General features: G+C 61.2%; 21 protein-coding genes, 1 other RNA gene and 1 pseudogene. 13 read left to right on the top strand and 10 right to left on the bottom strand.

Annotation, left to right across the window (positions count from 1 at the left end; translation table 11 throughout):
• Positions 1-24 precede the first annotated feature (24 nt).
• Positions 25-594, bottom strand: coding sequence for a nucleotide exchange factor GrpE (gene grpE, locus NAV32_RS08170; RefSeq protein WP_256052306.1), 570 nt, complete (start codon positions 592-594; stop codon positions 25-27).
• Between the two features lie 251 nt (positions 595-845).
• Here grpE and recN point away from each other — a divergent pair, with 251 nt between their 5' ends.
• Complete coding sequence (recN, locus tag NAV32_RS08165; RefSeq protein ID WP_256052305.1) at positions 846-2,519, top strand: DNA repair protein RecN; 1,674 nt, start codon at positions 846-848, stop codon at positions 2,517-2,519.
• 54 nt (positions 2,520-2,573) lie between these two features.
• On the opposite strand, the gene fur is transcribed toward recN, so the two are convergent.
• Entirely contained in the window at positions 2,574-2,981 is a 408-nt protein-coding gene (gene fur, locus NAV32_RS08160) for a ferric iron uptake transcriptional regulator (RefSeq protein WP_256052304.1), read from the bottom strand.
• Between the two features lie 93 nt (positions 2,982-3,074).
• Here fur and NAV32_RS08155 point away from each other — a divergent pair, with 93 nt between their 5' ends.
• On the top strand, positions 3,075-3,584 hold the full coding sequence (locus NAV32_RS08155; RefSeq protein WP_256052303.1) for an outer membrane protein assembly factor BamE: 510 nt from the start codon (positions 3,075-3,077) through the stop codon (positions 3,582-3,584).
• Positions 3,585-3,670: 86 nt separating this feature from the next.
• On the opposite strand, the gene NAV32_RS08150 is transcribed toward NAV32_RS08155, so the two are convergent.
• Positions 3,671-3,991 (bottom strand): RnfH family protein, encoded by a 321-nt coding sequence (locus NAV32_RS08150; RefSeq protein ID WP_256052302.1) that lies wholly within the window; start codon positions 3,989-3,991, stop codon positions 3,671-3,673.
• Entirely contained in the window at positions 3,984-4,418 is a 435-nt protein-coding gene (locus tag NAV32_RS08145; RefSeq protein WP_181086260.1) for a type II toxin-antitoxin system RatA family toxin, read from the bottom strand. The genes NAV32_RS08150 and NAV32_RS08145 overlap by 8 nt, the downstream gene beginning before the upstream one ends.
• Before the next feature lie 235 nt (positions 4,419-4,653).
• Here NAV32_RS08145 and smpB point away from each other — a divergent pair, with 235 nt between their 5' ends.
• On the top strand, positions 4,654-5,136 hold the full coding sequence (gene smpB / locus NAV32_RS08140; RefSeq protein WP_256052301.1) for an SsrA-binding protein SmpB: 483 nt from the start codon (positions 4,654-4,656) through the stop codon (positions 5,134-5,136).
• A 25-nt stretch (positions 5,137-5,161) separates the two neighbouring features.
• Here the strand turns inward: smpB and NAV32_RS08135 are convergent, their stop codons facing one another.
• Positions 5,162-5,968, bottom strand: coding sequence for a GntR family transcriptional regulator (locus NAV32_RS08135; protein WP_256052300.1), 807 nt, complete (start codon positions 5,966-5,968; stop codon positions 5,162-5,164).
• Positions 5,969-6,244: 276 nt separating this feature from the next.
• On the opposite strand from NAV32_RS08135, the gene NAV32_RS08130 reads away from it, so the two are divergent.
• The 7 genes from NAV32_RS08130 (at position 6,245) to ssrA (ending at position 14,808) form a co-directional block, all read left to right on the top strand.
• Entirely contained in the window at positions 6,245-7,939 is a 1,695-nt protein-coding gene (locus NAV32_RS08130; RefSeq protein ID WP_256052299.1) for an L-lactate permease, read from the top strand.
• A 90-nt stretch (positions 7,940-8,029) separates the two neighbouring features.
• Complete coding sequence (locus tag NAV32_RS08125; protein ID WP_256052298.1) at positions 8,030-8,851, top strand: (Fe-S)-binding protein; 822 nt, start codon at positions 8,030-8,032, stop codon at positions 8,849-8,851.
• On the top strand, positions 8,848-10,290 hold the full coding sequence (locus NAV32_RS08120) for a LutB/LldF family L-lactate oxidation iron-sulfur protein (protein WP_256052297.1): 1,443 nt from the start codon (positions 8,848-8,850) through the stop codon (positions 10,288-10,290). Before NAV32_RS08125 ends, NAV32_RS08120 begins: the two co-directional genes overlap by 4 nt.
• Positions 10,287-10,958: a LutC/YkgG family protein gene (locus tag NAV32_RS08115; RefSeq protein ID WP_256052296.1), complete on the top strand. Its 672-nt coding sequence runs from the start codon at positions 10,287-10,289 to the stop codon at positions 10,956-10,958. Before NAV32_RS08120 ends, NAV32_RS08115 begins: the two co-directional genes overlap by 4 nt.
• Entirely contained in the window at positions 10,955-13,813 is a 2,859-nt protein-coding gene (locus NAV32_RS08110; RefSeq protein ID WP_256052295.1) for an FAD-binding and (Fe-S)-binding domain-containing protein, read from the top strand. Before NAV32_RS08115 ends, NAV32_RS08110 begins: the two co-directional genes overlap by 4 nt.
• A gap of 157 nt (positions 13,814-13,970) precedes the next feature.
• Positions 13,971-14,279, top strand: a complete 309-nt coding sequence (locus NAV32_RS08105) for a hypothetical protein (RefSeq protein ID WP_256052294.1) — start codon at positions 13,971-13,973, stop codon at positions 14,277-14,279.
• Between the two features lie 138 nt (positions 14,280-14,417).
• Positions 14,418-14,808, top strand: a transfer-messenger RNA (tmRNA) gene (gene ssrA / locus NAV32_RS08100).
• Positions 14,809-14,966: 158 nt separating this feature from the next.
• On the opposite strand, the gene NAV32_RS08095 is transcribed toward ssrA, so the two are convergent.
• The gene (locus tag NAV32_RS08095; RefSeq protein WP_256052293.1) at positions 14,967-15,515 is read right to left on the bottom strand and encodes a cysteine hydrolase family protein; all 549 of its coding nucleotides are present in this window, start codon (positions 15,513-15,515) and stop codon (positions 14,967-14,969) included.
• A 106-nt stretch (positions 15,516-15,621) separates the two neighbouring features.
• Between NAV32_RS08095 and NAV32_RS08090 the strand changes: the two are divergent.
• A pseudogene (locus NAV32_RS08090) lies at positions 15,622-16,610 on the top strand (GlxA family transcriptional regulator).
• Positions 16,611-16,798: 188 nt separating this feature from the next.
• Here the strand turns inward: NAV32_RS08090 and NAV32_RS08085 are convergent.
• Complete coding sequence (locus NAV32_RS08085) at positions 16,799-17,530, bottom strand: SUMF1/EgtB/PvdO family nonheme iron enzyme (RefSeq protein WP_256052292.1); 732 nt, start codon at positions 17,528-17,530, stop codon at positions 16,799-16,801.
• A 4-nt stretch (positions 17,531-17,534) separates the two neighbouring features.
• Entirely contained in the window at positions 17,535-18,611 is a 1,077-nt protein-coding gene (gene nirK / locus NAV32_RS08080) for a copper-containing nitrite reductase (RefSeq protein WP_256052291.1), read from the bottom strand.
• 292 nt (positions 18,612-18,903) lie between these two features.
• Here nirK and cmoA point away from each other — a divergent pair, with 292 nt between their 5' ends.
• Together cmoA and cmoB are read left to right on the top strand one after the other, a co-directional pair.
• Positions 18,904-19,647: a carboxy-S-adenosyl-L-methionine synthase CmoA gene (cmoA, locus tag NAV32_RS08075; protein ID WP_256052290.1), complete on the top strand. Its 744-nt coding sequence runs from the start codon at positions 18,904-18,906 to the stop codon at positions 19,645-19,647.
• Complete coding sequence (gene cmoB, locus NAV32_RS08070) at positions 19,644-20,606, top strand: tRNA 5-methoxyuridine(34)/uridine 5-oxyacetic acid(34) synthase CmoB (RefSeq protein WP_256052289.1); 963 nt, start codon at positions 19,644-19,646, stop codon at positions 20,604-20,606. Before cmoA ends, cmoB begins: the two co-directional genes overlap by 4 nt.
• A gap of 7 nt (positions 20,607-20,613) precedes the next feature.
• Here cmoB and pdxJ read toward each other — a convergent pair whose 3' ends face one another.
• Together pdxJ and recO are read right to left on the bottom strand one after the other, a co-directional pair.
• A complete protein-coding gene (pdxJ, locus tag NAV32_RS08065; protein WP_256052288.1) occupies positions 20,614-21,360 on the bottom strand; it encodes a pyridoxine 5'-phosphate synthase in 747 nt (248 codons plus the stop codon).
• A complete protein-coding gene (gene recO / locus NAV32_RS08060) occupies positions 21,353-22,054 on the bottom strand; it encodes a DNA repair protein RecO (RefSeq protein WP_256052398.1) in 702 nt (233 codons plus the stop codon). Before recO ends, pdxJ begins: the two co-directional genes overlap by 8 nt.
• Positions 22,055-22,078: the final 24 nt, after the last annotated feature.

The raw sequence follows: 22,078 nt of genomic DNA, 5'->3' as shown, positions 1-22,078 counted from the left end.
CAGATGGGGGTCAGCCGTGAGAATTCAAGCCTTCTCATCGATCGAAGGCGGCGTTTGCGCAGGCGCCTTGCTGACCACCACCATCGCCGGACGCAGCAGACGGCCATTGAGCAGATAACCCTTCTGGAACACCTTGAGCACGCTGCCCGGCTCGGCATGGGTGCTTTCTTCCATCGCCATGGCCTGATGATGCTCGGGATTGAAGGGCTCACCCTGCGGATCGAGCTGCAGCAACTGATGGCGCGCCAGGGTATCGAGCAGCAGTTTGAGCGTCAGCTCCAGACCTTCACGGACCGCTTTCACGGCGCTATCGTCCGGATTCGACAGTTCAAGGCCTCGCTCCAGGCTATCGGCCACCGCCAACAGGTCACCGGCAAATTTTTCCAGGGCGAACTTATGCGCCTTTTCGACATCCTGCTCGGCGCGGCGACGGATATTCTGCAACTCCGCTGCAACCCGCAAGGACTGATCCTGCGCAGCTGCCAGCTGCTCTTCCAGAGTCGCCACGCGCGCCGCCAGATCCTCTGGCGCCTCGGCGTGTACGTTTTCATTCTCTTCAGGGGTCTGGTTGTCCAGGTTCTGCTCGTCGGCCATGCAATCCTCCTCATCAAGACTTCAGCGGACTGTCGGGCCCGCGCTTGTGCGGCTATATGGGGGCGCGAAATTGTGGTTCAAGGGCCAGCATCAGCTGCAACTTGCAGGTCGCGACAGCCAAGGCGCAATCCGCGGGAAAAGCCATTCATCGGGCCAATAAGAAGTGACTCGACCTGACGTGCAGCTTGCCGCTTGTAGCCAACCCGAAAACCACTGTATAAATAGCCAGCCAAAGCCTTCGGAGTCCCGCCATGCTGGTTCATCTGTCCGTTCACAACTTTGCCATCGTCGAACACCTCGATCTCGAACTGCAGCGCGGCATGAGCGTGATCAGCGGTGAAACCGGAGCAGGCAAATCAATCATGCTCGACGCGCTCGGGCTCGCCCTGGGAGATCGCGCCGACAGCAGCGCGGTACGCATCGGTGCGGACAAGGCCGATATTCTCGCCAGCTTCGATCTGGACGACATTCCCGATGCCCGTGCCTGGCTTGCCGAGCGGGACCTGGATAACGACGGCCCCTGCATTCTGCGCCGGGTCATCACCGCCGAGGGGCGTTCACGCGGTTACATCAACGGTACCCCCTGCCCGCAGGGCGACCTCAAGGCGCTGGGTGAGTTGCTGATTGATATTCACAACCAGCACGAGCACCAGTCCCTGCTCAAGACCGATACCCATCGACGACTGCTCGACGAGTACAGCGGCAGCCAGGAACTCGCCCGCCAGGTACAGCTGGCTGCGCAACGCTGGCGCCAGACCCGACAGACACTGGAGCGACTGAGCAACAGCAGCGACGAACAGCGGGCGCGCCACCAACTGCTCAGCTACCAGCTGGAAGAACTGGAAAATCTCGCCCTCGGCGAGCATGAACAGGAACAGCTGGAGCACGAGCATAGAAACCTGGCCAACGCCGAACAGCTGCTCGGCGCCTGCCGTCAGGTCATCGACATGTGCAGCGAGAGCGATGCCGGTAATGTTTTGTCGGCGCTGACCGGCAGCCTGCAACGTCTCTCCGCCTTCCAGAACCAGCCCAGCGCACTGTCCGAAGCGGTGAACCTGCTGTCCAGCGCACAGATTCAGGTGGAAGAAGCCATGGGCGAGCTGAATCGATTCGTCGATCACTTCGACGCCGACCCCGCGCGCCAACAGACACTGGAAGAGCGCCTGGACGCCATCTATACCCTGGCCCGCAAGCATCGCGTGCAGCCAGCAGAACTGCCATCACTGCAGCAGCGCCTGCTGACAGAACTCGAAAGCCTCAACGCCGATGACGAAGCCCTGGAGCGCCTGGGTGAAGAGCTGGCCGCCTACGGCCGTCACTATGAGGAAAAGGCGTCCGAGCTGAGCCGGATTCGTCAAAGTGCAGCCGAAACCCTCGCGGCCTCGGTTGAAAGCGAAATTCAGCGTCTGGGCATGCCGGGCGGTCGATTCAGCGTACAGCTCAAACCCGCAGCCGAGGGCGATTACATGCCTTTCGGCCTGGAGCAGGTGGAGTTTCTGGTCAGTGCCAACCCCGGCCAGCCGTTGCGCCCCTTGGGGAAAGTGGCTTCCGGGGGCGAACTCTCACGCATCAGCCTCGCAATCCAGGTAATCACCGCGCAGACTTCGCGCGTACCAACTCTGGTATTCGACGAAGTTGATGTCGGCATCGGCGGCCCGACTGCCGAAGTGGTGGGGCAGCTGCTGCGGCGGATTGGCGAACAAGGTCAGGTGCTGACGGTTACTCACTTACCTCAGGTGGCCGCGCAGGGCCATAACCACCTGTTCGTGCACAAGGCGCGCGGACAGGATGAAACCCATACCGCGGTTGCAACACTGGAAGAAAACGAGCGCATCGAGGAGATTGCGCGAATGCTCGGCGGTGTCGACCTGACCGAGCAGGCCCTGGCGCATGCGCGCCAGATGATCGATTCAGCCCAGGCATGACCGAGCGCGCATCAAAAAGGCGACCCTGCAGGTCGCCTTTTTGTGTTCCCGTAATTACTCGGGCTTCTTGCGTACGTAGAGCACCAGATTGTGGTCCACCAGCTCGTAACCGTGGCGCGTCACGATCTCTTTCTGCAACGTCTCGATTTCATGGTCGAAGAATTCTATGACCTCGCCACTGTCGACGCAGACCATGTGATCGTGATGACCGCCATCAGCCAATTCGAATACCGCATGGCCGCCGTCGAAGTTATGACGGACAACCAGTCCCGCCGCCTCGAATTGCGTGAGCACACGATAGACAGTGGCCAGGCCGACATCTTCGCCTGCCTCCATCAGCGCCTTGTAGACATCTTCGGCACTCATATGGCGCTGATCGGCGGTATCCAGCATCTGCAGGATCTTGACCCGTGGCAGGGTCACTTTGAGGCCAGCTTTGCGTAGTTCGCTATTTTCAACCATGGGTGGCTTTCTCGCTGCTGCTGTTTCGCAGCCTCCTTCAATACGGGTATGATCCGGGCTTTGCCCAGCCAAGATAGTGGAAGTCATCTACCGATGCAAAACACCAAGCTCATGCTGTCCAGCCTCACGCTCGTGGGCCTGTTCGCACTCGCCGGTTGTTCATTCCCCGGGGTTTACAAGGTGGACATTCAACAGGGCAATGTCGTTACACAGGACATGATAGACCAGTTGCGCCCCGGAATGACCCGGTCTCAAGTGCGGTTTATCATGGGCAACCCCCTGATCACCGACACTTTCCATGCCAGCCGCTGGGATTACCTGTACAGCATCCAGCCGGGCGGCAGCCAGCGCCAGCAGGAGCGCGTCAGCCTGGTCTTCAACGCAAATGACCAACTGGCAGGCCTTGCCGGCGACTTCAAGCCCGGCGTCAGCCGCGACGAAGCCATCCTTGGCACAGGCCAGCCTGCGGGTCAGATCCCGCATCGCACCGAAGCGCAAGACGATGCCATCGAGCCCGGCTCCCTGCTCGAACAGATCCAGCGCGAGGTCGACGCCGCCGAACCGGTACCGGTACCGACACCAACACCTATCGAAACAAACTAATCGCGCAGCGCCGAATTCATTCGGCCGCGATTTGCCAAAGGCCGAACACGTTCGGCCCTACGGGCCTGCTTGCTGGTGCCAGCCCCTCAGCTCTCTCCCGCTTCGGCCTTGATCTTCGCAGCCTTGGCGGCACGCTGCTTGCGCACTTCCTTGGGGTCGGCAATCAACGGGCGATAGATCTCGACCCGCTCGCCCTCTTCCAATATGCGCTCGTCCGGCTTGGGCACTGCCCTGCCGAAAATTCCCAGCGGGGCAGTGGTCAGGTCCAGCCCTGGAAAGAAGCCGTCCATTCCAGACAGCAACGCTGCCTGACGCACACTCGTTCCGGCAGGCACGGTCAGACTCAACAGCTTCTGCTTGTCAGCTAGCGCGTAGACGACTTCAATCGCAATCACGGCCTTATCCATAGAGCTGCTTCGCACGATCACAGAAAGCATCAACCAGGGTATTGGCCGCCTGATTGAACAGTGGTCCGAGGGTAGCCTTGACCAGCGGTCCGGCGTAATCGAAGGTCAGATCCAGGCTGATCTTGCAGGCCTTTTCCCCCAGCGCCTTGAATTCCCAGATGCCGTGCAAATGGCTGAAAGGCCCTTCTTCCAGCTTCATCTCGATACGTTTTCCCGGCTGCAACTCGTTGCGCGTCAGAAAGCGCTGGCTCAGCCCCGCCTTGGCCACCGTCATGCTGGCCTGCATCTGCGTCTCACTGGTGGACAACACTTCGGTAGCGGAACACCAGGGCAGAAACTGGGGATAGCTGGCCACATCGTTGACCATCTCGAACAGCGCGTGCGCCGGGTACGGCAGCAATGCCGAGCGTTGAATATGTGTCGTCATGCAGACCTTCTACTTCATCAGTCGACAGCCAAAGACCGCCACAACCCACCGACGTCATAGGCATCGATGGCAGGAATCAGGGCACCCGTACAGTTCTCCGACGCACAATGCAGCCGGCATGAACGCATAAAAAGCTGGCACATTGTCGGGGATAAGGCCGCCCCTCTCAAGTTTCATGCCGTCACAGCCTGCAGGTTCTCGCCAGTCGCAACCGGACTCCCTATAATGCACGGTTATGGCCAAACAGAAGAAACAGTCCCCAGGGACGATCGCGCTGAACAAAAAAGCGCTACACGACTACTTCATCGAACAGAAATTCGAGGCCGGCCTCGTTCTGGCCGGCTGGGAAGTCAAAAGCCTGCGCGCCGGAAAGGCTCAGCTGGTCGACAGCTATGTACTGCTCAAGGACGGCGAGGCCTGGCTGATGGGTTGTCACATCACCCCACTCAACACCGCCAGCACCCATGTCATTGCAGACCCCACACGCACCCGCAAGCTGCTGCTCAACAAGCGGGAGCTGGGCAAGTTGTTCGGTGCCGTCCAGCAGAAAGGCTATGCCTGCGTCGCCCTGTCGCTGTACTGGAAAAAGCACCTGATCAAGTGTGATATCGCACTGGCCAAGGGCAAAAAGGAATTCGACAAGCGCCATACCGAGAAAGAGCGCGACTCAGCACGCGAGATCCAGCGCGTCATGCGCACAAAGGGCAAGGAAGACTAAGCTTCAAGCACCGTATCTCCTTCCCTTAAACCGCACTTTCCTGCAGGCCTTTCGCCTTGCTGCCCCTGCTGCCTTGCCGCCGCTGCGCCCTTGCCACGCGCTGCGCCTCCTGCTGACCCTCGGCAAGAACCTCCTGCACGTAATTGATGTGCCGGTGAATGACGTCCCGCGCCTCTGTCGCCCGACGCTCGATGATTGCATCGTAAAGTTCCTGATGCTGCTTCATCAGCATATTGCGCGTCTCATCGCGCAACGCATACATGCCACCGATATTGGTCACGACGTTACGCTTGAGCAGATCGAACAGACCCCGGATTGTATGTAGCAACACTGTATTGTGGCTGGCCTCGGCGATGGCCAGATGGAAACGCGCATCGGCAGCGCCCTCTTCCGCTCGACTGACAGTGCCTTCTCGCGAATAGCAGTCCTGTAGCGCCGCAAAGGCTTCACCGAGTCGCCGCTGGTCGAGTTCGGTAGCCCTCAGCGCCGCGTAATAGGCACAACTGCCTTCCAGCGTATGGCGGAACTCCAGCAAGTCACGCTGGGCATCGGAATTGTTTTCCAGCAAGTGCAGCAACGGATCACTGAAGGTCGCCCCCAGAGACTCCACCACAAAATTCCCTCCGCCATGACGACTGACCAACAAGCCCTTTGCCGCAAGCTTCTGGATAGCCTCGCGCAACGATGGGCGAGACACCCCGAACTGCTCGGCCAGTACCCGCTCCGCCGGAAGTCGCTCACCTGCCTTGAGCGTCCCCTCGAGAATCATGGTTTCCAGCTGCTCCACAATTCTGTCAGCCAATCGCCGCTGACGAACCATTCCGACTTCCATGAGACCTCTCGACTGGTTTGACCACTAACAGGCTCAGCGTAACTACGCGGCAGCAGTGCCGCAAGACACGCCTTTGCGACGAAAGTATATAGCCAGCTAATTGACCTGATTGCCGGATAACTCTTACGCTGGCCGAACTCTATCGTAAATTGGTATTACCAATTGACAAAGTAGAGAGCCAACAAAAAGAGGACTCCTCATGCGGTCTCAAGATATCTGCTTCGCAATGGTCCATTCGGGCCCTCACCCGCACTTCATGACTCCGGGAGCCTGAACATGTCCGATGGACTACTCGCCCTTTTTGCTTTCGCTCCAATCCTGCTGGCTGCGGTGCTTCTGATTGGTCTGCGTTGGCCCGCCAGCCGCTCCATGCCGCTGGTATTTCTGTTTACTGCTGCAATAGGCCTGTTCGTCTGGGACATGAGCGTTACCCGGATCATCGCCTCCAGCCTGCAGGGTCTGGTCATCACCCTCGGCCTGCTATGGATCATCTTTGGCGCCATCCTGCTGCTGAACACCCTGAAACACTCCGGCGGCATTACTGCCATTCGCGCCGGTTTTACCACCATCAGCCCTGACCGCCGCATCCAGGCCATTATCATTGCCTGGCTGTTCGGTTGCTTTATCGAAGGTGCTTCGGGCTTCGGTACGCCAGCCGCCATCGCCGCACCGCTGCTTGTCGCGGTAGGTTTTCCGGCCATGGCTGCCGTGCTGATGGGGATGCTGGTACAGAGCACCCCCGTATCATTCGGCGCTGTCGGCACACCTATCGTGGTGGGCATCAACAGCGGCCTGGATACAGCGACCATCGGCGCTCAGCTGGCCGCCCAAGGCTCCAGCTGGGAAATCTTCCTGCAGCAGATTACCAGCAGCGTAGCAATCACCCATGCCATCGTCGGTACTGTAATGCCGCTGATCATGGTGATGATGCTGACACGCTTCTTCGGCAAGGAAAAAAGCTGGAAGGCCGGCTTCGAGGTGCTGCCTTTCGCGATCTTTGCCGGCCTCGCCTTCACCCTGCCCTACGCTGCCACCGGCATCTTCCTCGGCCCGGAATTCCCTTCGCTACTGGGCGGCCTGGTAGGCCTGGCTATCGTCACCACGGCCGCGCGCTTCAACTTCCTGACACCGAAGAACACCTGGGATTTCGCCGACGCCCGCGAATGGCCTGCCGAGTGGGTTGGCACCATCGAGATGAAGCTTGACGAACTTGCGGCGCGCCCGATGAGCGCTTTCCGCGCCTGGCTGCCCTACGTACTGGTGGGCGCGATTCTGGTGATCAGCCGCGTATTCCCGGGAGTTACCGCTGCGCTGAAATCGGTATCCATCGCCTTCAGCAACATCCTAGGCGAGGCGGGTATCAGCGCCAGTATCGAACCACTGTACTTGCCCGGCGGGATTCTCGTTGCAGTCGTACTGATCACCTTCTTCCTGCATGGCATGCGCGCCTCGGAACTCAAGACCGCCGTTAAGGAATCCAGCGGTGTTCTGCTCAGCGCCGGCTTCGTCCTGCTGTTCACCGTGCCAATGGTACGCATCCTGATCAACTCTGGCGTCAACGGCGCCGAATTGGCCAGCATGCCGATTCTCATGGCTCGCTACGTCGCCGACAGTGTGGGCGGCATCTACCCACTGCTGGCTCCGGCCGTGGGTGCTCTGGGTGCATTCCTGGCCGGCTCCAATACCGTTAGCAACATGATGTTCAGTCAGTTCCAGTTCGGGGTGGCGCAGTCGCTGGGGATTTCCGGCGCGATGGTGGTTGCCACCCAGGCCGTAGGGGCTGCTGCGGGCAACATGGTCGCCATTCACAACGTGGTTGCCGCTTCCGCAACGGTCGGGCTGCTGGGGCGCGAAGGCCTCACGCTGCGCAAGACCGTATGGCCTACGCTGTACTATGTGCTATTCACAGGCATCATTGGCCTGATCGCTATTTATGTGTTGGGCGTCACCGACCCACTGGTCGGCGTGTAAAAAGCAATGGCCGCCTTGCCCCCTGCCGGGCAAGGCGCATTCCAGAAACCGCGTATAGCGGACAACCGGGCCCACCCGGAGACCAAGCCGATGAGCGAACTTTTCTACGACGCCGCACCCAACGCTACCCGCGTTGCGCCGCCGCTGCCGAAACCACGTCAATACCCCGCCAAGCCGAGTCAGGTTTATCTGTTCGGTACCTGCGTGGTTGATCTGTTCTATCCCGAAGCCGGCCTGGATACCATTCAACTACTCGAACGTGAAGGCCTGACCGTGCATTTCCCCCAGGGGCAAACCTGCTGCGGTCAGCCGGCCTATACCAGCGGTTATACCGATGAGGCACGCAAAGTCGCGCGAAGTCAGTTGGCATTGTTCGCCAACGACTGGCCGGTAATTGTGCCGTCAGGCTCCTGCGCCGGCATGCTGCGTCACCATTATCTGGACCTGTTCAAGGACGAGCCGGAAACCTTGAAAAAAGCCCAGGCTCTGTCCGAACGTACCTTCGAGCTGGCCGAGTTCCTGCTGTTCGTCTGCAAGGCCGAATTCCGCGACCAGGGCACTCAAGTCAAGGTTGCCCTGCATACCTCCTGCTCGGCACGTCGCGAGATGAATACCCACCTGCATGTGCGCGAACTGCTCGCGCAGCTAGGCAATGTCCAGCGCGTCGAACATGATCATGAAAGCGAATGCTGCGGCTTCGGCGGCACCTTCAGCGTACGCATGCCGGACATCTCCGGTGCCATGGTGCTGGACAAGACCCGCGCCCTTAAGGAATCCGGCGCACACGAGGTAGTCAGCGCCGACTGCGGCTGCCTGATGAACATTAATGGTTCGCTGGAGAAGCAGCGTGAAGCCCTGCGTGGTCAGCATCTGGCGTCCTTTCTCTGGCAACGCACGGGAGGTGTCCGATGAACGCCGAACAGCGCATTCCGGCCATCGAGCTGGACTTCAAGGGCCGCGCCCATAACGCCCTGGGCGACGACCAGCTACGGCGCAACTTCCGCACGGCGATGGACTCGCTGATGACCAAGCGCGCCGCCTCCTTCAGCGACGCCGACGAGCGCGAACGACTGCGCGAGTTGGGTAATCATATCCGCGCACGAGCCCTCTCCAAGCTGCCCGAACTGCTGGAGCGTCTGGAAGGCAATCTGACCCGCAACGGTGTGAACGTGCACTGGGCGGAGACAGTGGAAGAGGCGAACAACATCGTCCTCGAGATCGCTCAGGCCCACAATGCGCGTCAGGTGATCAAGGGCAAATCGATGGTCAGCGAAGAAATGGAGATGAACCATTTCCTCGAAGGCCACGGTATTGAAAGCCTGGAGTCGGACATGGGCGAGTACATCGTACAGCTCGACCACGAAAAGCCCTCGCACATCATCATGCCGGCCATCCACAAGAACGCCGGTCAGGTTGCATCCCTGTTTCACGACAAGCTCGGCGTGGAATACACCAAGGACGTCGACCAACTGATCCAGATTGGTCGCCGCACCCTGCGTAAAAAGTTCTTCGAGGCCGATATCGGCGTCTCCGGCGTGAACTTCGCGGTGGCGGAAACCGGCACCCTGCTGCTCGTCGAAAACGAGGGCAACGGGCGCATGTCCACCGGTGTGCCGCCGGTTCACATTGCCGTCACCGGCATCGAAAAGGTGGTGGAGAACCTGCGCGACGTGGTTCCGCTGCTCTCGCTGCTGACCCGCTCGGCGCTGGGCCAGCCGATCACCACCTACGTCAACATGATCTCCGGCCCGCGCAAGGCCGACGAACTCGACGGTCCGCAGGAAGTGCACCTGATCCTGCTGGACAACGGTCGCAGCCAGGCCTTCGCCGACAGCGAGCTGCGCCAGACGCTCAACTGCATCCGCTGCGGCGCCTGCATGAACCATTGCCCGGTGTACACCCGCGTCGGCGGCCATACCTACGGCGAGGTCTACCCTGGCCCCATCGGCAAGATCATCACCCCACACATGGTTGGTTTACACAAGGTGCCCGACCACCCCAGCGCTTCGTCACTGTGCGGCGCATGCGGCGAAGTTTGCCCAGTGAAAATCCCGATTCCGTCGTTGCTGCGTCGCCTGCGCGAAGAAAACGTCAAGGCGCCGGACGATCCGCACAAGGTCATGCGTGGCCAGGGCAGCAAATACTCAAAAAAGGAACGGCTGATGTGGGCCGGCTGGCGCCTGCTCAACACCAGCCCGATGCTGTACCGCGTATTCGGCTTCTTCGCCACTCGTCTACGTGGCCTGACGCCATCGAACATCGGCCCCTGGACGCAGAACCACAGCGCACCGAAACCTGCCGCCCGCTCGCTGCACGAGCTGGCCCGCGAGCACCTGGAGGGCAAGCGATGAGCGCCAAGGCCAATATCCTCGCCAAGCTGAAAAAGAGCCTGGAAGGCACCACGCCTATCGTCGATGACTACGACGTATCGCTGGTCACCCAGCCCTGGAGCTACGCGCCCGAGCAGCGTATCGCCCGCCTGCGCCAGCTGATGGAAGCGGTGCACACCGAAATCCACCTGACCACGGATGCCGGTTGGCCCGCCCTGCTCGAGCAGCTGCTGCACGACCGCCAGCTGCCTAGCCTGCTGATTGCCCCGACCACGCCGTACGGCCAGCGCTTCACCGAGCATTGCGCCGGCCGTGAAAGCCTGCCGACGCTGAAGGCCTACGACCGCCCGGTCGAAGAGTGGAAGGCAGAACTGTTCGACGACACCCCGGCGAGCCTCACGGGCACCCTCGGCGCCATCGCCTCCACCGGCAGCCTGATCATGTGGCCGACCCGCGAGGAGCCGCGCCTGATGAGCCTCGTGCCACCGGTGCATTTCGCCATCCTCAAGGCCAGTGAAATCCACGACAACTTCTACGAGATCCAGCAGAAGTTTCAGTGGGCCGCCGGTATGCCGACCAATGCGCTACTGGTCTCAGGCCCGTCGAAGACCGCCGACATCGAACAGGTGCTGGCATACGGCGCCCATGGGCCGAAGGATCTGATTGTGCTGATCCTGGAGGACGCATGACAGCGGTCGCGCAACTCGAACGCGCGCCGCTGCCAAACGCGTTCATTCGCGAAGTCGAACGCCTGATCCCGGTCGAGCGCCGCTTCGACGATCCGCTCTCCACCCTGGCCTTCGGCACCGATGCCAGTTTCTACCGGCTGATTCCGAAGCTGGTGGTGCGCGTCGAATCCGAGGCTGAGGTGGTTCAGTTGCTCAAGCTGGCCCACGCCGAGAATGTGCCGGTGACCTTCCGCGCGGCGGGCACCAGCCTTTCCGGTCAGGCGATTTCCGACTCGGTGCTGATCGTGCTCGGTGACAACTGGAACGGCCGCGAGATTCGCAACGGCGGCGAGCAGATCCGCCTGCAGCCCGGCGTCATCGGCGCCAATGCCAACGCCGTGCTCGCACCTTTCCAGCGCAAGATCGGCCCTGATCCGGCCTCGATCAATGCAGCCAAGATCGGCGGCATCGTCGCCAACAATTCCAGCGGCATGTGCTGCGGCACGGCGCAGAACACCTACAAAACCCTCGCCGGGCTGCGCGTCGTACTGGCCGATGGCACCGTGGTCGACAGCGAGGACGCAACCAGCGTCGCCGCCTTCCGCCAGAGCCACGTGGCACTGCTCGAACAACTGGCCGAGCTGGGCCGCGAAACCCGCGCCAATGTTGAGCTAGCCACAAAGATTCGCCACAAGTACCGGCTGAAGAACACCACCGGCTTCTCGCTCAATGCGCTGGTCGATTACGACGAGCCACTGGATATCCTCAACCATCTGATGGTCGGCTCCGAGGGCACCCTGGGCTTTATCAGCGCAGTGACCTACGACACCGTACCCGACCATCCGCACAAGGCCAGCGCGCTGGTCGTGTTCCCCGACGTAGAAACCTGCTGCCTCGCCGTACCGGTACTCAAGCAGCAACCGGTGTCCGCCGTGGAGCTGCTCGACCGCCGCAGCCTGCGCTCGGTCGAACACAAGGCCGGCATGCCCGAGTGGGTGAAGGAACTGTCGCCGACCGCCTGCGCGTTGCTGATCGAATCGCGCGCAGCCAGTCAGTCGCTGCTGCATGAGCAGATCAACCTGATCATGACCTCCATCGCGCATTTCCCGGTGGAGAAGCAGGTCGACTTCAGCGAAGACCCGGTGGTCTACAACCAGCTATGGAAGATCCGCAAGGACACCTTCCCAGCGGTCGGCGCCGTGCGCCAGACCGGCACCACGGTGATCATCGAGGACGTGACCTTCCCCGTCGAGCGCCTGGCCGAGGGCGTCAACCGGCTGATCGAATTGCTCGACAAGCACCGCTACTACGAAGCGATCCTCTTCGGCCACGCGCTGGAGGGCAACCTGCACTTCGTCTTCACCCAGGGCTTCGATGATCCGGCGCAGGTCGCCCGTTACGAAGCCTTCATGGGCGAAGTGGCACAGCTGGTTGCCGTCGAATTCGGCGGTGCGCTCAAGGCCGAACACGGCACCGGGCGCAACATGGCGCCCTTCGTCGAGCTGGAATGGGGCAGCGAAGCCTACGCGCTGATGTGGAAGATCAAGGGCCTGCTCGACCCCACCGGCATCCTCAACCCGGACGTGGTGCTCTCCGAAGACCCGGACATCCACCTGAAGAACCTCAAGCCGATGCCGGCCGCCGACGAGATCGTCGACAAGTGTATCGAGTGCGGTTTCTGCGAGCCGGTCTGCCCATCCAACGGGCTGACCCTGACGCCGCGCCAGCGTATCGTCATCTGGCGCGATATCCAGGCGCGCAAGCGGGCCGGCGTCGACACCACGGAAATCGAGCGCCTCTACCACTACCACGGCGTGGAAACCTGCGCTGCCACCGGCCTCTGTGCCCAGCGCTGCCCGGTCGGGATCAACACTGGCGACCTGGTACGCAAGCTGCGCGGACGTGAAGCGAGCAAAACCGGCGCCGCCAACTGGCTGGCCGACCATTTCAGCACCGCCGTACAGGGCACCCGCTTCATGCTGCATGCCGCCAACGGCGCGCACATCATCCTCGGCACCAAGCGCCTGGCCAAGCTGTCCGCGAGCATGAGCAACGTCAGCAAGGGCCGCGTCCCGCAATGGACACCGGCCATGCCGCAGCCCCTGCAGCGCCTGCACCTGCCCCAGCCCGCCGCTCAGGATGAGCGCCCACGTGTGGTCTATCTGGCGGCCTGCGTTTCCCGTGCCATGGCGCCGGCCGCACGCGATCAGGAACAGGAGCCGCTGCTCGACAAGACCCGCAGCCTGCTGGAAAAGGCCGGCTACCAGGTGATCTTCCCCGAGCAGCTGAACGATCTGTGCTGCGGCCAGCCGTTTGCTTCCAAGGGTTACGCCGAACAGGGCGAGCGCAAGCGTCAGGAAATGCTCGACGCGCTGCTCAAGGCCAGCCGCGGCGGGCTCGACCCAATCTACTGCGATACCAGCCCCTGCACGCTGCGCTTGGTCCAGGGCCTGACCGATCAACGCCTCGACATGTACGATCCGGTGCGCTTCATCCGCACACACCTGCTCGACAAGCTGGACTTCGTCCCGCAGGAAAAGGCGATCGCCGTGCACGTCACCTGCAGCACCCAGCACCTTGGGGAAGCACAGGCACTGATCGACATCGCTCGTCGCTGCGCCAAGGAAGTTGTGGTGCCCGAAGGCATCCACTGCTGCGGCTTCGCCGGCGACAAGGGTTTCACCACGCCGGAGCTCAATACTCACGCGCTGCGCAGCCTGAAAGATGCAGTACAGGTATGCAGCGAAGGCATTTCCACCAGTCGTACTTGCGAAATCGGCCTGTCCCGTCACGGCGAGATCGACTATCACGGGCTGGTATATCTGGTAGATCGAGTCAGTCGCCCCAAGCCCACCCGCACCAGCCTGAACAGCTGAAGGACAAGGACGTCCATCACAAAAATGAAACGCTTGAGCGCAACCGCAGTCCGAAATTTAGAGCCCAGCAGTCCGAGGGCTCCATTTCGCCTCGGCGCTGCCACCATAGAATGAGTCAGGCAGGCCCGCCGGGAAGACAACTTCCAGGAGGACACCCATGAAACGATTCGCCCTATACGCCGCAGCCGCCCTGCTCGCCAGCCCCGGCGCTTTCGCCGCGGACAAGGACCTCTGCGAAATCAACATGCAGGAAATCGAAAACAATATGGCCACCACCATGACCACACTCGGCGAGCCCGCCAAAAGTCAGGTTGAGGAACACCTTGAACAGGCCCGGCAGGCCCAACAGGCCGGCGACACCGAAGCCTGTATCACCCACTCGACCAAGGCACTGCAGGAACTCAAGGGTCCAGGCAGCTCCGGCAGCGGCGGTACCAGCGGAAGTGGATCGGGCGCAGGCAACTGATCCATCCGATACGGGCAGGCCACCCTGCCCGTTTTTCATACAACCCTTGAAATCCGACAGAACGCCCTTATCTATTGATTCGACGCAGCCTCAGCTTTGGCGTAGACTGCACGAACATGAAGCTGCAACTCGCTTCATGGGGCCGATTAGGATTCGACGCCGGTAACGAAACTCTAGGTGCATGCCGAGTTGGTAACAGAACTCGTAAATCCACTGTTGCAACTTCTATAGTTGCCAATGACGAAAACTACGAGGGCTACGCTCTCGCTGCGTAAGCGGCGCGACTAGTCCTTCTGGTAGCTTCGGCTCCAGCGATCACTAGGGGATGCCTGTAAACCCAAAGTGATTGTCAAGCAGAACAGGATCGCCGCGTAGTACGTTGTGGACGAAGTGGCTAAAACTTACACAACTCGCCCAATGCACCCTGCCCGTCGGGCCGCTGAGGGTTAACTTAATAGACACGGCTAAGCATGTAGTACCGACAGCGGAGAACTGGCGGACGGGGGTTCAAATCCCCCCGGCTCCACCAATTCAACATCTAAAGACGTCCACGGACGTCTTTTTTTGTGCCTGAAAGGGTGACAGTCCAGTTTCGCCGGATGCTTTATTCCAGTCGAAGCACCGGACATCCGCCTACAATCTGGCCCTGTGTATCGTGTAGGCCGGCCTGAAGCTGTCGGCGCAGGCTCAGGCCGCAAGGTACTCCGCGGTCGTTTGCAGGCTCGCATAGGCAAAGCCCAAGGCTGCCATCATCGCAGCATGTACCTGTGCCGCGGGCACCTGGATGCCGCCAAACTCCAGGTCAAGCGTGGCGCAGGCGTCGTGGATGACGATGACGCTGTAGCCCATGTCAGCCGCCGCTCGCACACCGGCATCAACGCACATATGGCTCATGGCGCCGACCACGACCAGTTCGTCCACGCCCCGCTCATCCAGTAGCTGCTTAAGGTTCGTTTCGCGAAAAGAGTTCGGGTAGTTCTTCACCACCACCGGCTCGCCCGACTGGGGCGCGACGGCGGCCTGGATCTGCACACCCTCACTGCCAGGGACAAACGCCGGCATTTCATCGTGGACGAACTCATGACGGACGTGGATGACCGGTATGTTTTTGACGCGGGCGTCGGCGATCACTTTCGCCGCGTTGTCGACGGCAGCGTCGATGCCGCTAAGAGGCAACTTGCCCGTTGGTAGGTATTCGTTTTGCAGGTCGATTACGACCACTGCACGCTTGCTCATGGCTGGCTGCTCCGAAGATGCTGTAGGAAATGACGAGAACATCATTGGTCATCCACGGAGCACTGCGAAGGGGTGCGACCGACAACTTCAAGGGTGCTATCGACACATGCCGGATCAACTGCAAATCGAACTGGGTATCGTGCTTTATCCTGGCGTACAGATGGCGACGGTACTTGGCCTGACCGATCTGTTCGCCATAGCCGGGCGCTTTGATGGCACAACGGACGAACCACACCCACCACCGCTGCGCATCAGTCACTGGGCGTTGGACGAAACGGGCCAGGCACCCAGACGGGTCCATGATTCCCACCCCGAAGCATGCTGCACGCCCAGCATGCTGATACTGCCGCCCAGCCTGGAGGAGCCGATTTCCACCGAAACCGCTCGCCCTTATTGCGGCTGGCTGCGCCAACAGCACCAGGTTGGTGTCAGGCTGGCATCAATCTGTGCCGGAGCTTTTCTGCTAGGCGAAACCGGACTGCTGGCCGGGCGCACGGCGACCACGCACTGGCTGTATGTCGAGCGCTTCATGGCACGCTTCCCCGACGTACATCTGGATGCCGACCAGCTCATCATCGACGTCGATGACATCATCACCGCCGGTGGGCTCATGGCCTGGACCGATCTGGGGCTACGGCTGGTCGACCGCTACCTGGGCGCAAAAGCCATGATCGATACCGCGCAGATGCTGGTCATCGACCCACCAGGACGACAGCAGCGCTATTACAGCGCCTTCGCGCCACGACTGAACCACGGCGACAGCGCCATCCTCGCCGTTCAGCAATGGCTGCAGCAGACTGCTGCCGAAGAGGTTGCACTGGCCAAGCTGGCACAACGCGCGGGCTCGAGGAGCGCACCTTCCTGCGGCGCTTCCGCAAGGCTACCGGCATGACCACCACCGATTACTGCCAACGGATACGCGTCGGGCGCGCCCGCGAGTTGCTGCATGCCAGTCGGTTGCCCATCGAACGGGTCGCTTGGGAAGTCGGTTACGCAGACCCAGGGGCATTCAGAAAAGTATTTACTCGTGTCGTCGGGCTTACACCTGGCGCCTATCGCCGCCGCTTCGGCACGGAGCCAAGCACTGCGGGCTGAGAGCAAGTGCGATTGCACTGGCGACGGTTACCGAACTGGCCCGACTCTATCGATAAGTGCCAATTCGCGGCTGACCTGCAAGCCAGCGCGCTCAAGCAGACCAGGACGTTGCGCAACCTGTGGCATGTTCGGGTTGCATCTGGAGGGTTCCCGACTTCCAAGCTGCACCCCGGTACGCTTGCTACGGATCAGCCTTCACGCACCAGCCGCAGCCCCAGATGGGTCGGCGGCTGACCTACCGAGCAGGCTCCACTGGTGGGGTTGCGCTCGAACTCGGACAATACAGAAGGGTGGCGCCCGGCTGCGATGCGGATGCCGCAGAACTCGCCGCCAGTGGGCGAAAAGCAGGTGTCAGTCCACTCCCAGACATTTCCACCCGCATCCAGCAAGCCGTGCTCGTTGCGGCCATAGCCGCCGAAGGGCTTGAGCATTTCCGGCAGGCGCTCCCGCCCCGCACGCTGCGCATACTCGGCGAGCCAGCGGCGCGCCGGGTTGCGGGGATCATCCACCATCGGCTCCTCCTCCACGTAGGCTGAGGCCGCCGCCAGTATCCACTCACCGTGCCGCGGCAGCCGATAATGCTGTCCGCTGCGGTGCGACAACCAGGCAGCATAGGCCTGGGCATCCAGCCAGCTAAGCCCCACCGCCGGCAGTTGTGCCGCAGCCTCGTCCGGCGCCATCTCCAGAGCAGGACAACCCCCATCATCGATGCACGCCGAGTATTCGGCCTGGCTGACCTGCCGGCTCATGATTGCGAACCCATCCAAACGTTCTTCGTGCACCTCGCTGCTGCCGGGTAGATGGTAGCGCGCCAGACCTGCCGGCACCTCCACCAACTCCGGCTCGACCAGCGGCTTGCCACATGCGGTCAACAGGCCCAACAGCAGCAGCGGTGCCGTACGGTACACGAAGCGCTGCATGGCTTTACTCCTGCGAGGTGATAGGGCCTGGCGCTTTGACCTGCATCATCAGCTCATCGTCCCACTCGCCTTCCACGACGATGTGGCCGGCTGCCCCCATCTCCGCCTCGATCAGATTGTGGTTGAGATAGGCATAGACTCCGGGCTGACGGAAGGTATAGAGCGCCACACCCGCCGAACCACCACGCACGAACCAGGTCTCCAGGTTTTTCAACGGCGGATTGTCGAACTTGCCGGTTTCCCACACCCAGTCACCGTGGCCACCGATCAGGTGCGGACGGGAATCACGGTTAGCCTGCGAATGGATGAACAGGACCGACTCGCCGACATTGGCAGTCAAGGCGTTCTTGCCGGTCAACGCACCGACCCGGCCATTGAAGACTACGTGGCTGGGAATCAGGCCGCGCATGGTTTCTCGACTGTCGGCATAGCTGTCGAGCAGGGTGCTGTAATCTTTGTACTTGCCGTCCTTGTCCTTCGGGATATACAGGTCGGACTCACCGATGGTGTAGGCGCGGTCATAATGCAGCGCGTTGCCAGCCGGGTCCTTCAAACCTTCGCGCGGCAGCACCATCAGCGTACCGCTCATACCGGCCAGCACATGCCAGGCGACCATGCCTTCTGGGGCACAATGGTATACAAAAGTCCCGGTGCGGTCGGCCTTGAAGCGCAGCACTGCCTCCTGTCCTGGAGACACCAAGGTCAGCGCAGCACCCCCCAGCGCACCGGTGGCAGCATGCAGATCGATGTTGTGCGGCATACTGTTGCTGGCCGGGTTAACCAGCGTCAGCTCCACAAAATCACCCTCATGCACCACCATGGTCGGCCCGGGCATCGAACCATTGAACGTCATCGCCTGGAGCGTGGTGCCCTGGTCGTCGATGACCATTTTCTTTTCCTCGATCACCAGGCGGAACTGCACGACGCGCGGCTCCTTCGGCGCCACCTGTTCGTGGGCGTGCACCTGTGGCGGAGCCACCAGTCCCACCTTGACACGTGGCAGACCGTCTGCAGCATCCGCTAGTACCTGGCCGCTGAAAGCCAACGCAATGGATAAGGCCAGATGTTTGATTGTATTCACGAAAGACGCTCCTGCTGTACAAGGTTTACGTCATTACGCACCCAAAACCTGCAACAGAACTTGAGGTCAGACAAGAATTAACCCCGCGCAGGCCAAAAGCGGCAATTTGTCACGCACCCTCATCTGATACTTTCTTTTGGCATTTGCGTTGGACTGCAGTCAAAGCGCCCTCTACATACCTGGGTGGCAGAGTTCGTAGCGCCGCTGCAGCGCGACAAGATCACCCCCACGGGCTACGCACCACGCTTTTCGTTACAATGCCGCCCTGTTTTTTACCTGCCCAGACGCCGCCGTGAGTCACGACCCAGACCGCCTGTTCGCCAAGCCCCTCGCCCAGCCCCAGGATTTCGTTTTCAACGAGGACGTGGTGCGGGTTTTTCCCGACATGATCAAGCGTTCGGTGCCGGGCTACCCCACCATCGTCGAAAACATCGGTGTACTGGCGGCGCAGTTCGCCCAACCCAATACGCATTTGTACGATCTGGGTTGCTCATTGGGTGCCGTGACACAGGCACTGCGCAGACACGTCAAGACTGACAATTGCCAGGTGATCGCCGTGGACAACTCCGCGGCAATGGTCGAACGCTGCCGCGAATACTTGCATGGGCAGGATTCGATGTTTCAGGAACTACTGCCCGTCGAGATCATCGAGGCGGACGTCCTCACACTGCAGTTTCGACCCGCCTCGCTGGTAGCACTTAACTTCACCTTGCAGTTCATCTCACCGGAGCAACGCCCCTCTCTGCTGGCCAACATTCGCCAGGCACTGGTTCCGGGTGGAGCGCTGATCCTTTCGGAGAAGCTGCGCTTCGAGGACGAACAGGAGCACGATCTGCTCACCGACCTGCACGTCGCCTTCAAGCGTGCCAATGGCTACAGCGAACTGGAAATCGCCCAGAAGCGCAGCGCCATCGAAAACGTGATGAAGCCCGACAGCCTGGAAACTCACCGCCAACGGCTGCTGGATGCCGGCTTTTCAAAGGTTGTGCCCTGGTTCCAGTGCCTTAATTTCGCTTCGTTGATCGCCCTGCCATGAATCTCGACCTGACACCCCTCGCCTGGCGCCTGGCCGGCACCCCTCTGGCTGCATGGGCCAATGGCCTGCAGCAGCAACTGGACACAAAGCTTGCCGTCGGCCACGGCGACCTGCCGCGCTGGCGCCGTGCCGTTGATGCACTGCCGGATATACAGCCCGACCGTATTGAGCTGCGCGACGCCTTCCGGCTGGAAAGCGATTGCGACGAAGCGACGCGTGCCGTCACCCATGACGCGCTGTTCGGCCTGTCACCCTGGCGCAAGGGGCCGTTCGAAGTCTTCGGCGTCCATGTGGATACCGAATGGCGTTCGGACTGGAAATGGGAGCGCGTAGCGCCGCATCTCGACCTGGCCGGCAAGCGCATTCTCGATGTCGGCTGCGGCAACGGCTATTACATGTGGCGGATGCTCGGGGCCGGGGCCGACTCGGTCGTAGGCATCGATCCGAACTGGCTGTTCTTCTGCCAGTTCCACGCCATGAAACGCTATCTTTCCGAGCGGCCCGTCTGGCACTTGCCAATGGCGCTGGAAGAGCTCCCGGCAAAGCTCGAAGGCTTTGACACGGTATTTTCCATGGGCGTGCTCTACCACCGCCGCTCACCGGTCGATCACCTGCTGGAGTTGAAAGACTGCCTGCTCAGGGGCGGCGAGCTGGTGCTGGAAACCCTGGTGGTCGAAGGCGATGAAAGCACTGCGCTGGTGCCTGAAGATCGCTACGCACAGATGCGCAACGTCTGGTTCCTGCCTTCGGTGGCAGCGCTGGAGTGCTGGCTGCGCCGCGCCGGCTTCGTCGACGTGCGCTGTGTCGATGTGAGCATCACCAGCACTGACGAGCAGCGCAGCACGGACTGGATGCGCTATCAGTCGCTACCTGATTTTCTCGACCCGCAGGACCACAGCAAGACCATCGAGGGCCTGCCGGCACCGATGCGCGCCGTGCTGATTGCGCGCAAGCCCTGAGCCGGCATCAGGCCCGAACTGCTGCAGCCAGGATCAACTGCTTCATTTCGCTGACGGCCTGCTTGAAGCCGACAAACAGTGCATGGGCAACAATCGCATGTCCGATGTTCAGCTCGTTGATGCCCGCAATCGCGGCGATGGCTTCAGCATTGTGGTAGTGCAGACCGTGACCGGCATTGACGATCAGACCATGACTCAACCCCGCCTCCACGCCCTCGCGGATGCGCGCCAACTCGACAGTACGTTCCGCGCTGCCATGGGCATCGGCATAGCGCCCGGTATGCAGCTCAATCGCCGGCGCCCCCAGACGGGCGGCGGCTTCGATCTGGCGCGGATCGGCGTCGATAAACAACGAGACCTGCGCGCCACAGGCAGCCATGCGGTCGATGGCGTCACGGATGCGCGACTCCTGCCCCGCCACATCAAGCCCGCCTTCGGTGGTCAGCTCCTGCCGGGTTTCCGGGACCAGGCAGACATGCTCTGGTCGCAACTGCTCGGCGAAGACGAGCATGGCCTCGGTCACGCCCATCTCGAAATTCATTCGCGTCTGCAATGCGTCCTTCATCATCAGGACATCACGCTCCTGGATATGCCGGCGGTCCTCGCGCAGGTGCACGGTAATCCCGTCCGCACCGGCTTCCTCAGCATCCAGCGCAGCCTTGACCGGATCAGGATAGCGAGTACCGCGCGCCTGACGCAGTGTCGCGACGTGATCGACGTTGACCCCGAGCAGAATTCGATTGGCTTCAGTCACGCGATGGCTCCTTCATGTTCATGAACAGTTCACGGCTGACCAGTGGCCGACCGCCCAGATGGGGCGCCAGCGCCTGACGCATCAGACGTTTGGCCGCCGCCAGCGCTCCGGGCACGTCCCAGTCAGCCTCGGCCATCGCCAGCAGCTCCGCACCGTTGAACAGCCCCGGCTGAAACTGCCCGACGGGCTCCAGCCCGGTATCCGGCACGAGCCGGTAAAGCCCGGAACTGGCGATGGGCTGGTCACAGACGTCCCGATCAAGCGCGAAACCATAGCCCAGTTCGCTCAGCAAGCGCCATTCGAATGAGCGCAGCAGAGGTTCCAGCGGACGTTTCGCCGCCAGCCCGGACAGAGTGTGCAAGTAATGCTCGAACAGTGCGGGCTGTGCATCTTCGGCAGGCAGCAGGCGAATCAGCAATTCGTTGAGGTACATGCCACCGAACAAGGCATTGCCTTCGAGCCAGTGGGCTAGGCCATTGGCTTCGAGCCGGGCTACGCTCTTCAGCTCACCACGGCCACGAAACTCGACGTCCAGCGGCACGAAAGGCCTTGCCAGCGTACCGGCCTTGCCTCTTGCGCCCCGCAATACGGCTCGCAGCCGCCCCTGGGGCGTAAAAAAATCCACCAGGGCGCTGCTCTCGCGATAGGGGCGACTGTGCAGGACGAAGGCGGCCTGGGTAGGAAGAGAATCCATAGGTAGCACTGGCAGGGGCTGGTT

Source organism: Stutzerimonas stutzeri, from assembly GCF_024448695.1.
Lineage (GTDB): Bacteria > Pseudomonadota > Gammaproteobacteria > Pseudomonadales > Pseudomonadaceae > Stutzerimonas > Stutzerimonas stutzeri_T.
The sequence above is the reverse complement of the archived record's forward strand: the minus strand, read 5'-3'. Positions and strand labels throughout refer to the sequence as shown.

Excerpts from the sequence above, each read along its gene's own strand:
- grpE (WP_256052306.1), bottom strand. The coding sequence starts at position 594 with ATGGCCGACGAGCAGAACCTGGACAACCAGACCCCTGAAGAGAATGAA.
- recN (WP_256052305.1), top strand. The coding sequence starts at position 846 with ATGCTGGTTCATCTGTCCGTTCACAACTTTGCCATCGTCGAACACCTC.
- fur (WP_256052304.1), bottom strand. The coding sequence starts at position 2,981 with ATGGTTGAAAATAGCGAACTACGCAAAGCTGGCCTCAAAGTGACCCTG.
- NAV32_RS08155 (WP_256052303.1), top strand. The coding sequence starts at position 3,075 with ATGCAAAACACCAAGCTCATGCTGTCCAGCCTCACGCTCGTGGGCCTG.
- NAV32_RS08150 (WP_256052302.1), bottom strand. The coding sequence starts at position 3,991 with ATGGATAAGGCCGTGATTGCGATTGAAGTCGTCTACGCGCTAGCTGAC.
- NAV32_RS08145 (WP_181086260.1), bottom strand. The coding sequence starts at position 4,418 with ATGACGACACATATTCAACGCTCGGCATTGCTGCCGTACCCGGCGCAC.
- smpB (WP_256052301.1), top strand. The coding sequence starts at position 4,654 with ATGGCCAAACAGAAGAAACAGTCCCCAGGGACGATCGCGCTGAACAAA.
- NAV32_RS08135 (WP_256052300.1), bottom strand. The coding sequence starts at position 5,968 with ATGGAAGTCGGAATGGTTCGTCAGCGGCGATTGGCTGACAGAATTGTG.
- NAV32_RS08130 (WP_256052299.1), top strand. The coding sequence starts at position 6,245 with ATGTCCGATGGACTACTCGCCCTTTTTGCTTTCGCTCCAATCCTGCTG.
- NAV32_RS08125 (WP_256052298.1), top strand. The coding sequence starts at position 8,030 with ATGAGCGAACTTTTCTACGACGCCGCACCCAACGCTACCCGCGTTGCG.
- NAV32_RS08120 (WP_256052297.1), top strand. The coding sequence starts at position 8,848 with ATGAACGCCGAACAGCGCATTCCGGCCATCGAGCTGGACTTCAAGGGC.
- NAV32_RS08115 (WP_256052296.1), top strand. The coding sequence starts at position 10,287 with ATGAGCGCCAAGGCCAATATCCTCGCCAAGCTGAAAAAGAGCCTGGAA.
- NAV32_RS08110 (WP_256052295.1), top strand. The coding sequence starts at position 10,955 with ATGACAGCGGTCGCGCAACTCGAACGCGCGCCGCTGCCAAACGCGTTC.
- NAV32_RS08105 (WP_256052294.1), top strand. The coding sequence starts at position 13,971 with ATGAAACGATTCGCCCTATACGCCGCAGCCGCCCTGCTCGCCAGCCCC.
- NAV32_RS08095 (WP_256052293.1), bottom strand. The coding sequence starts at position 15,515 with ATGAGCAAGCGTGCAGTGGTCGTAATCGACCTGCAAAACGAATACCTA.
- NAV32_RS08085 (WP_256052292.1), bottom strand. The coding sequence starts at position 17,530 with ATGCAGCGCTTCGTGTACCGTACGGCACCGCTGCTGCTGTTGGGCCTG.
- cmoB (WP_256052289.1), top strand. The coding sequence starts at position 19,644 with ATGAATCTCGACCTGACACCCCTCGCCTGGCGCCTGGCCGGCACCCCT.
- recO (WP_256052398.1), bottom strand. The coding sequence starts at position 22,054 with ATGGATTCTCTTCCTACCCAGGCCGCCTTCGTCCTGCACAGTCGCCCC.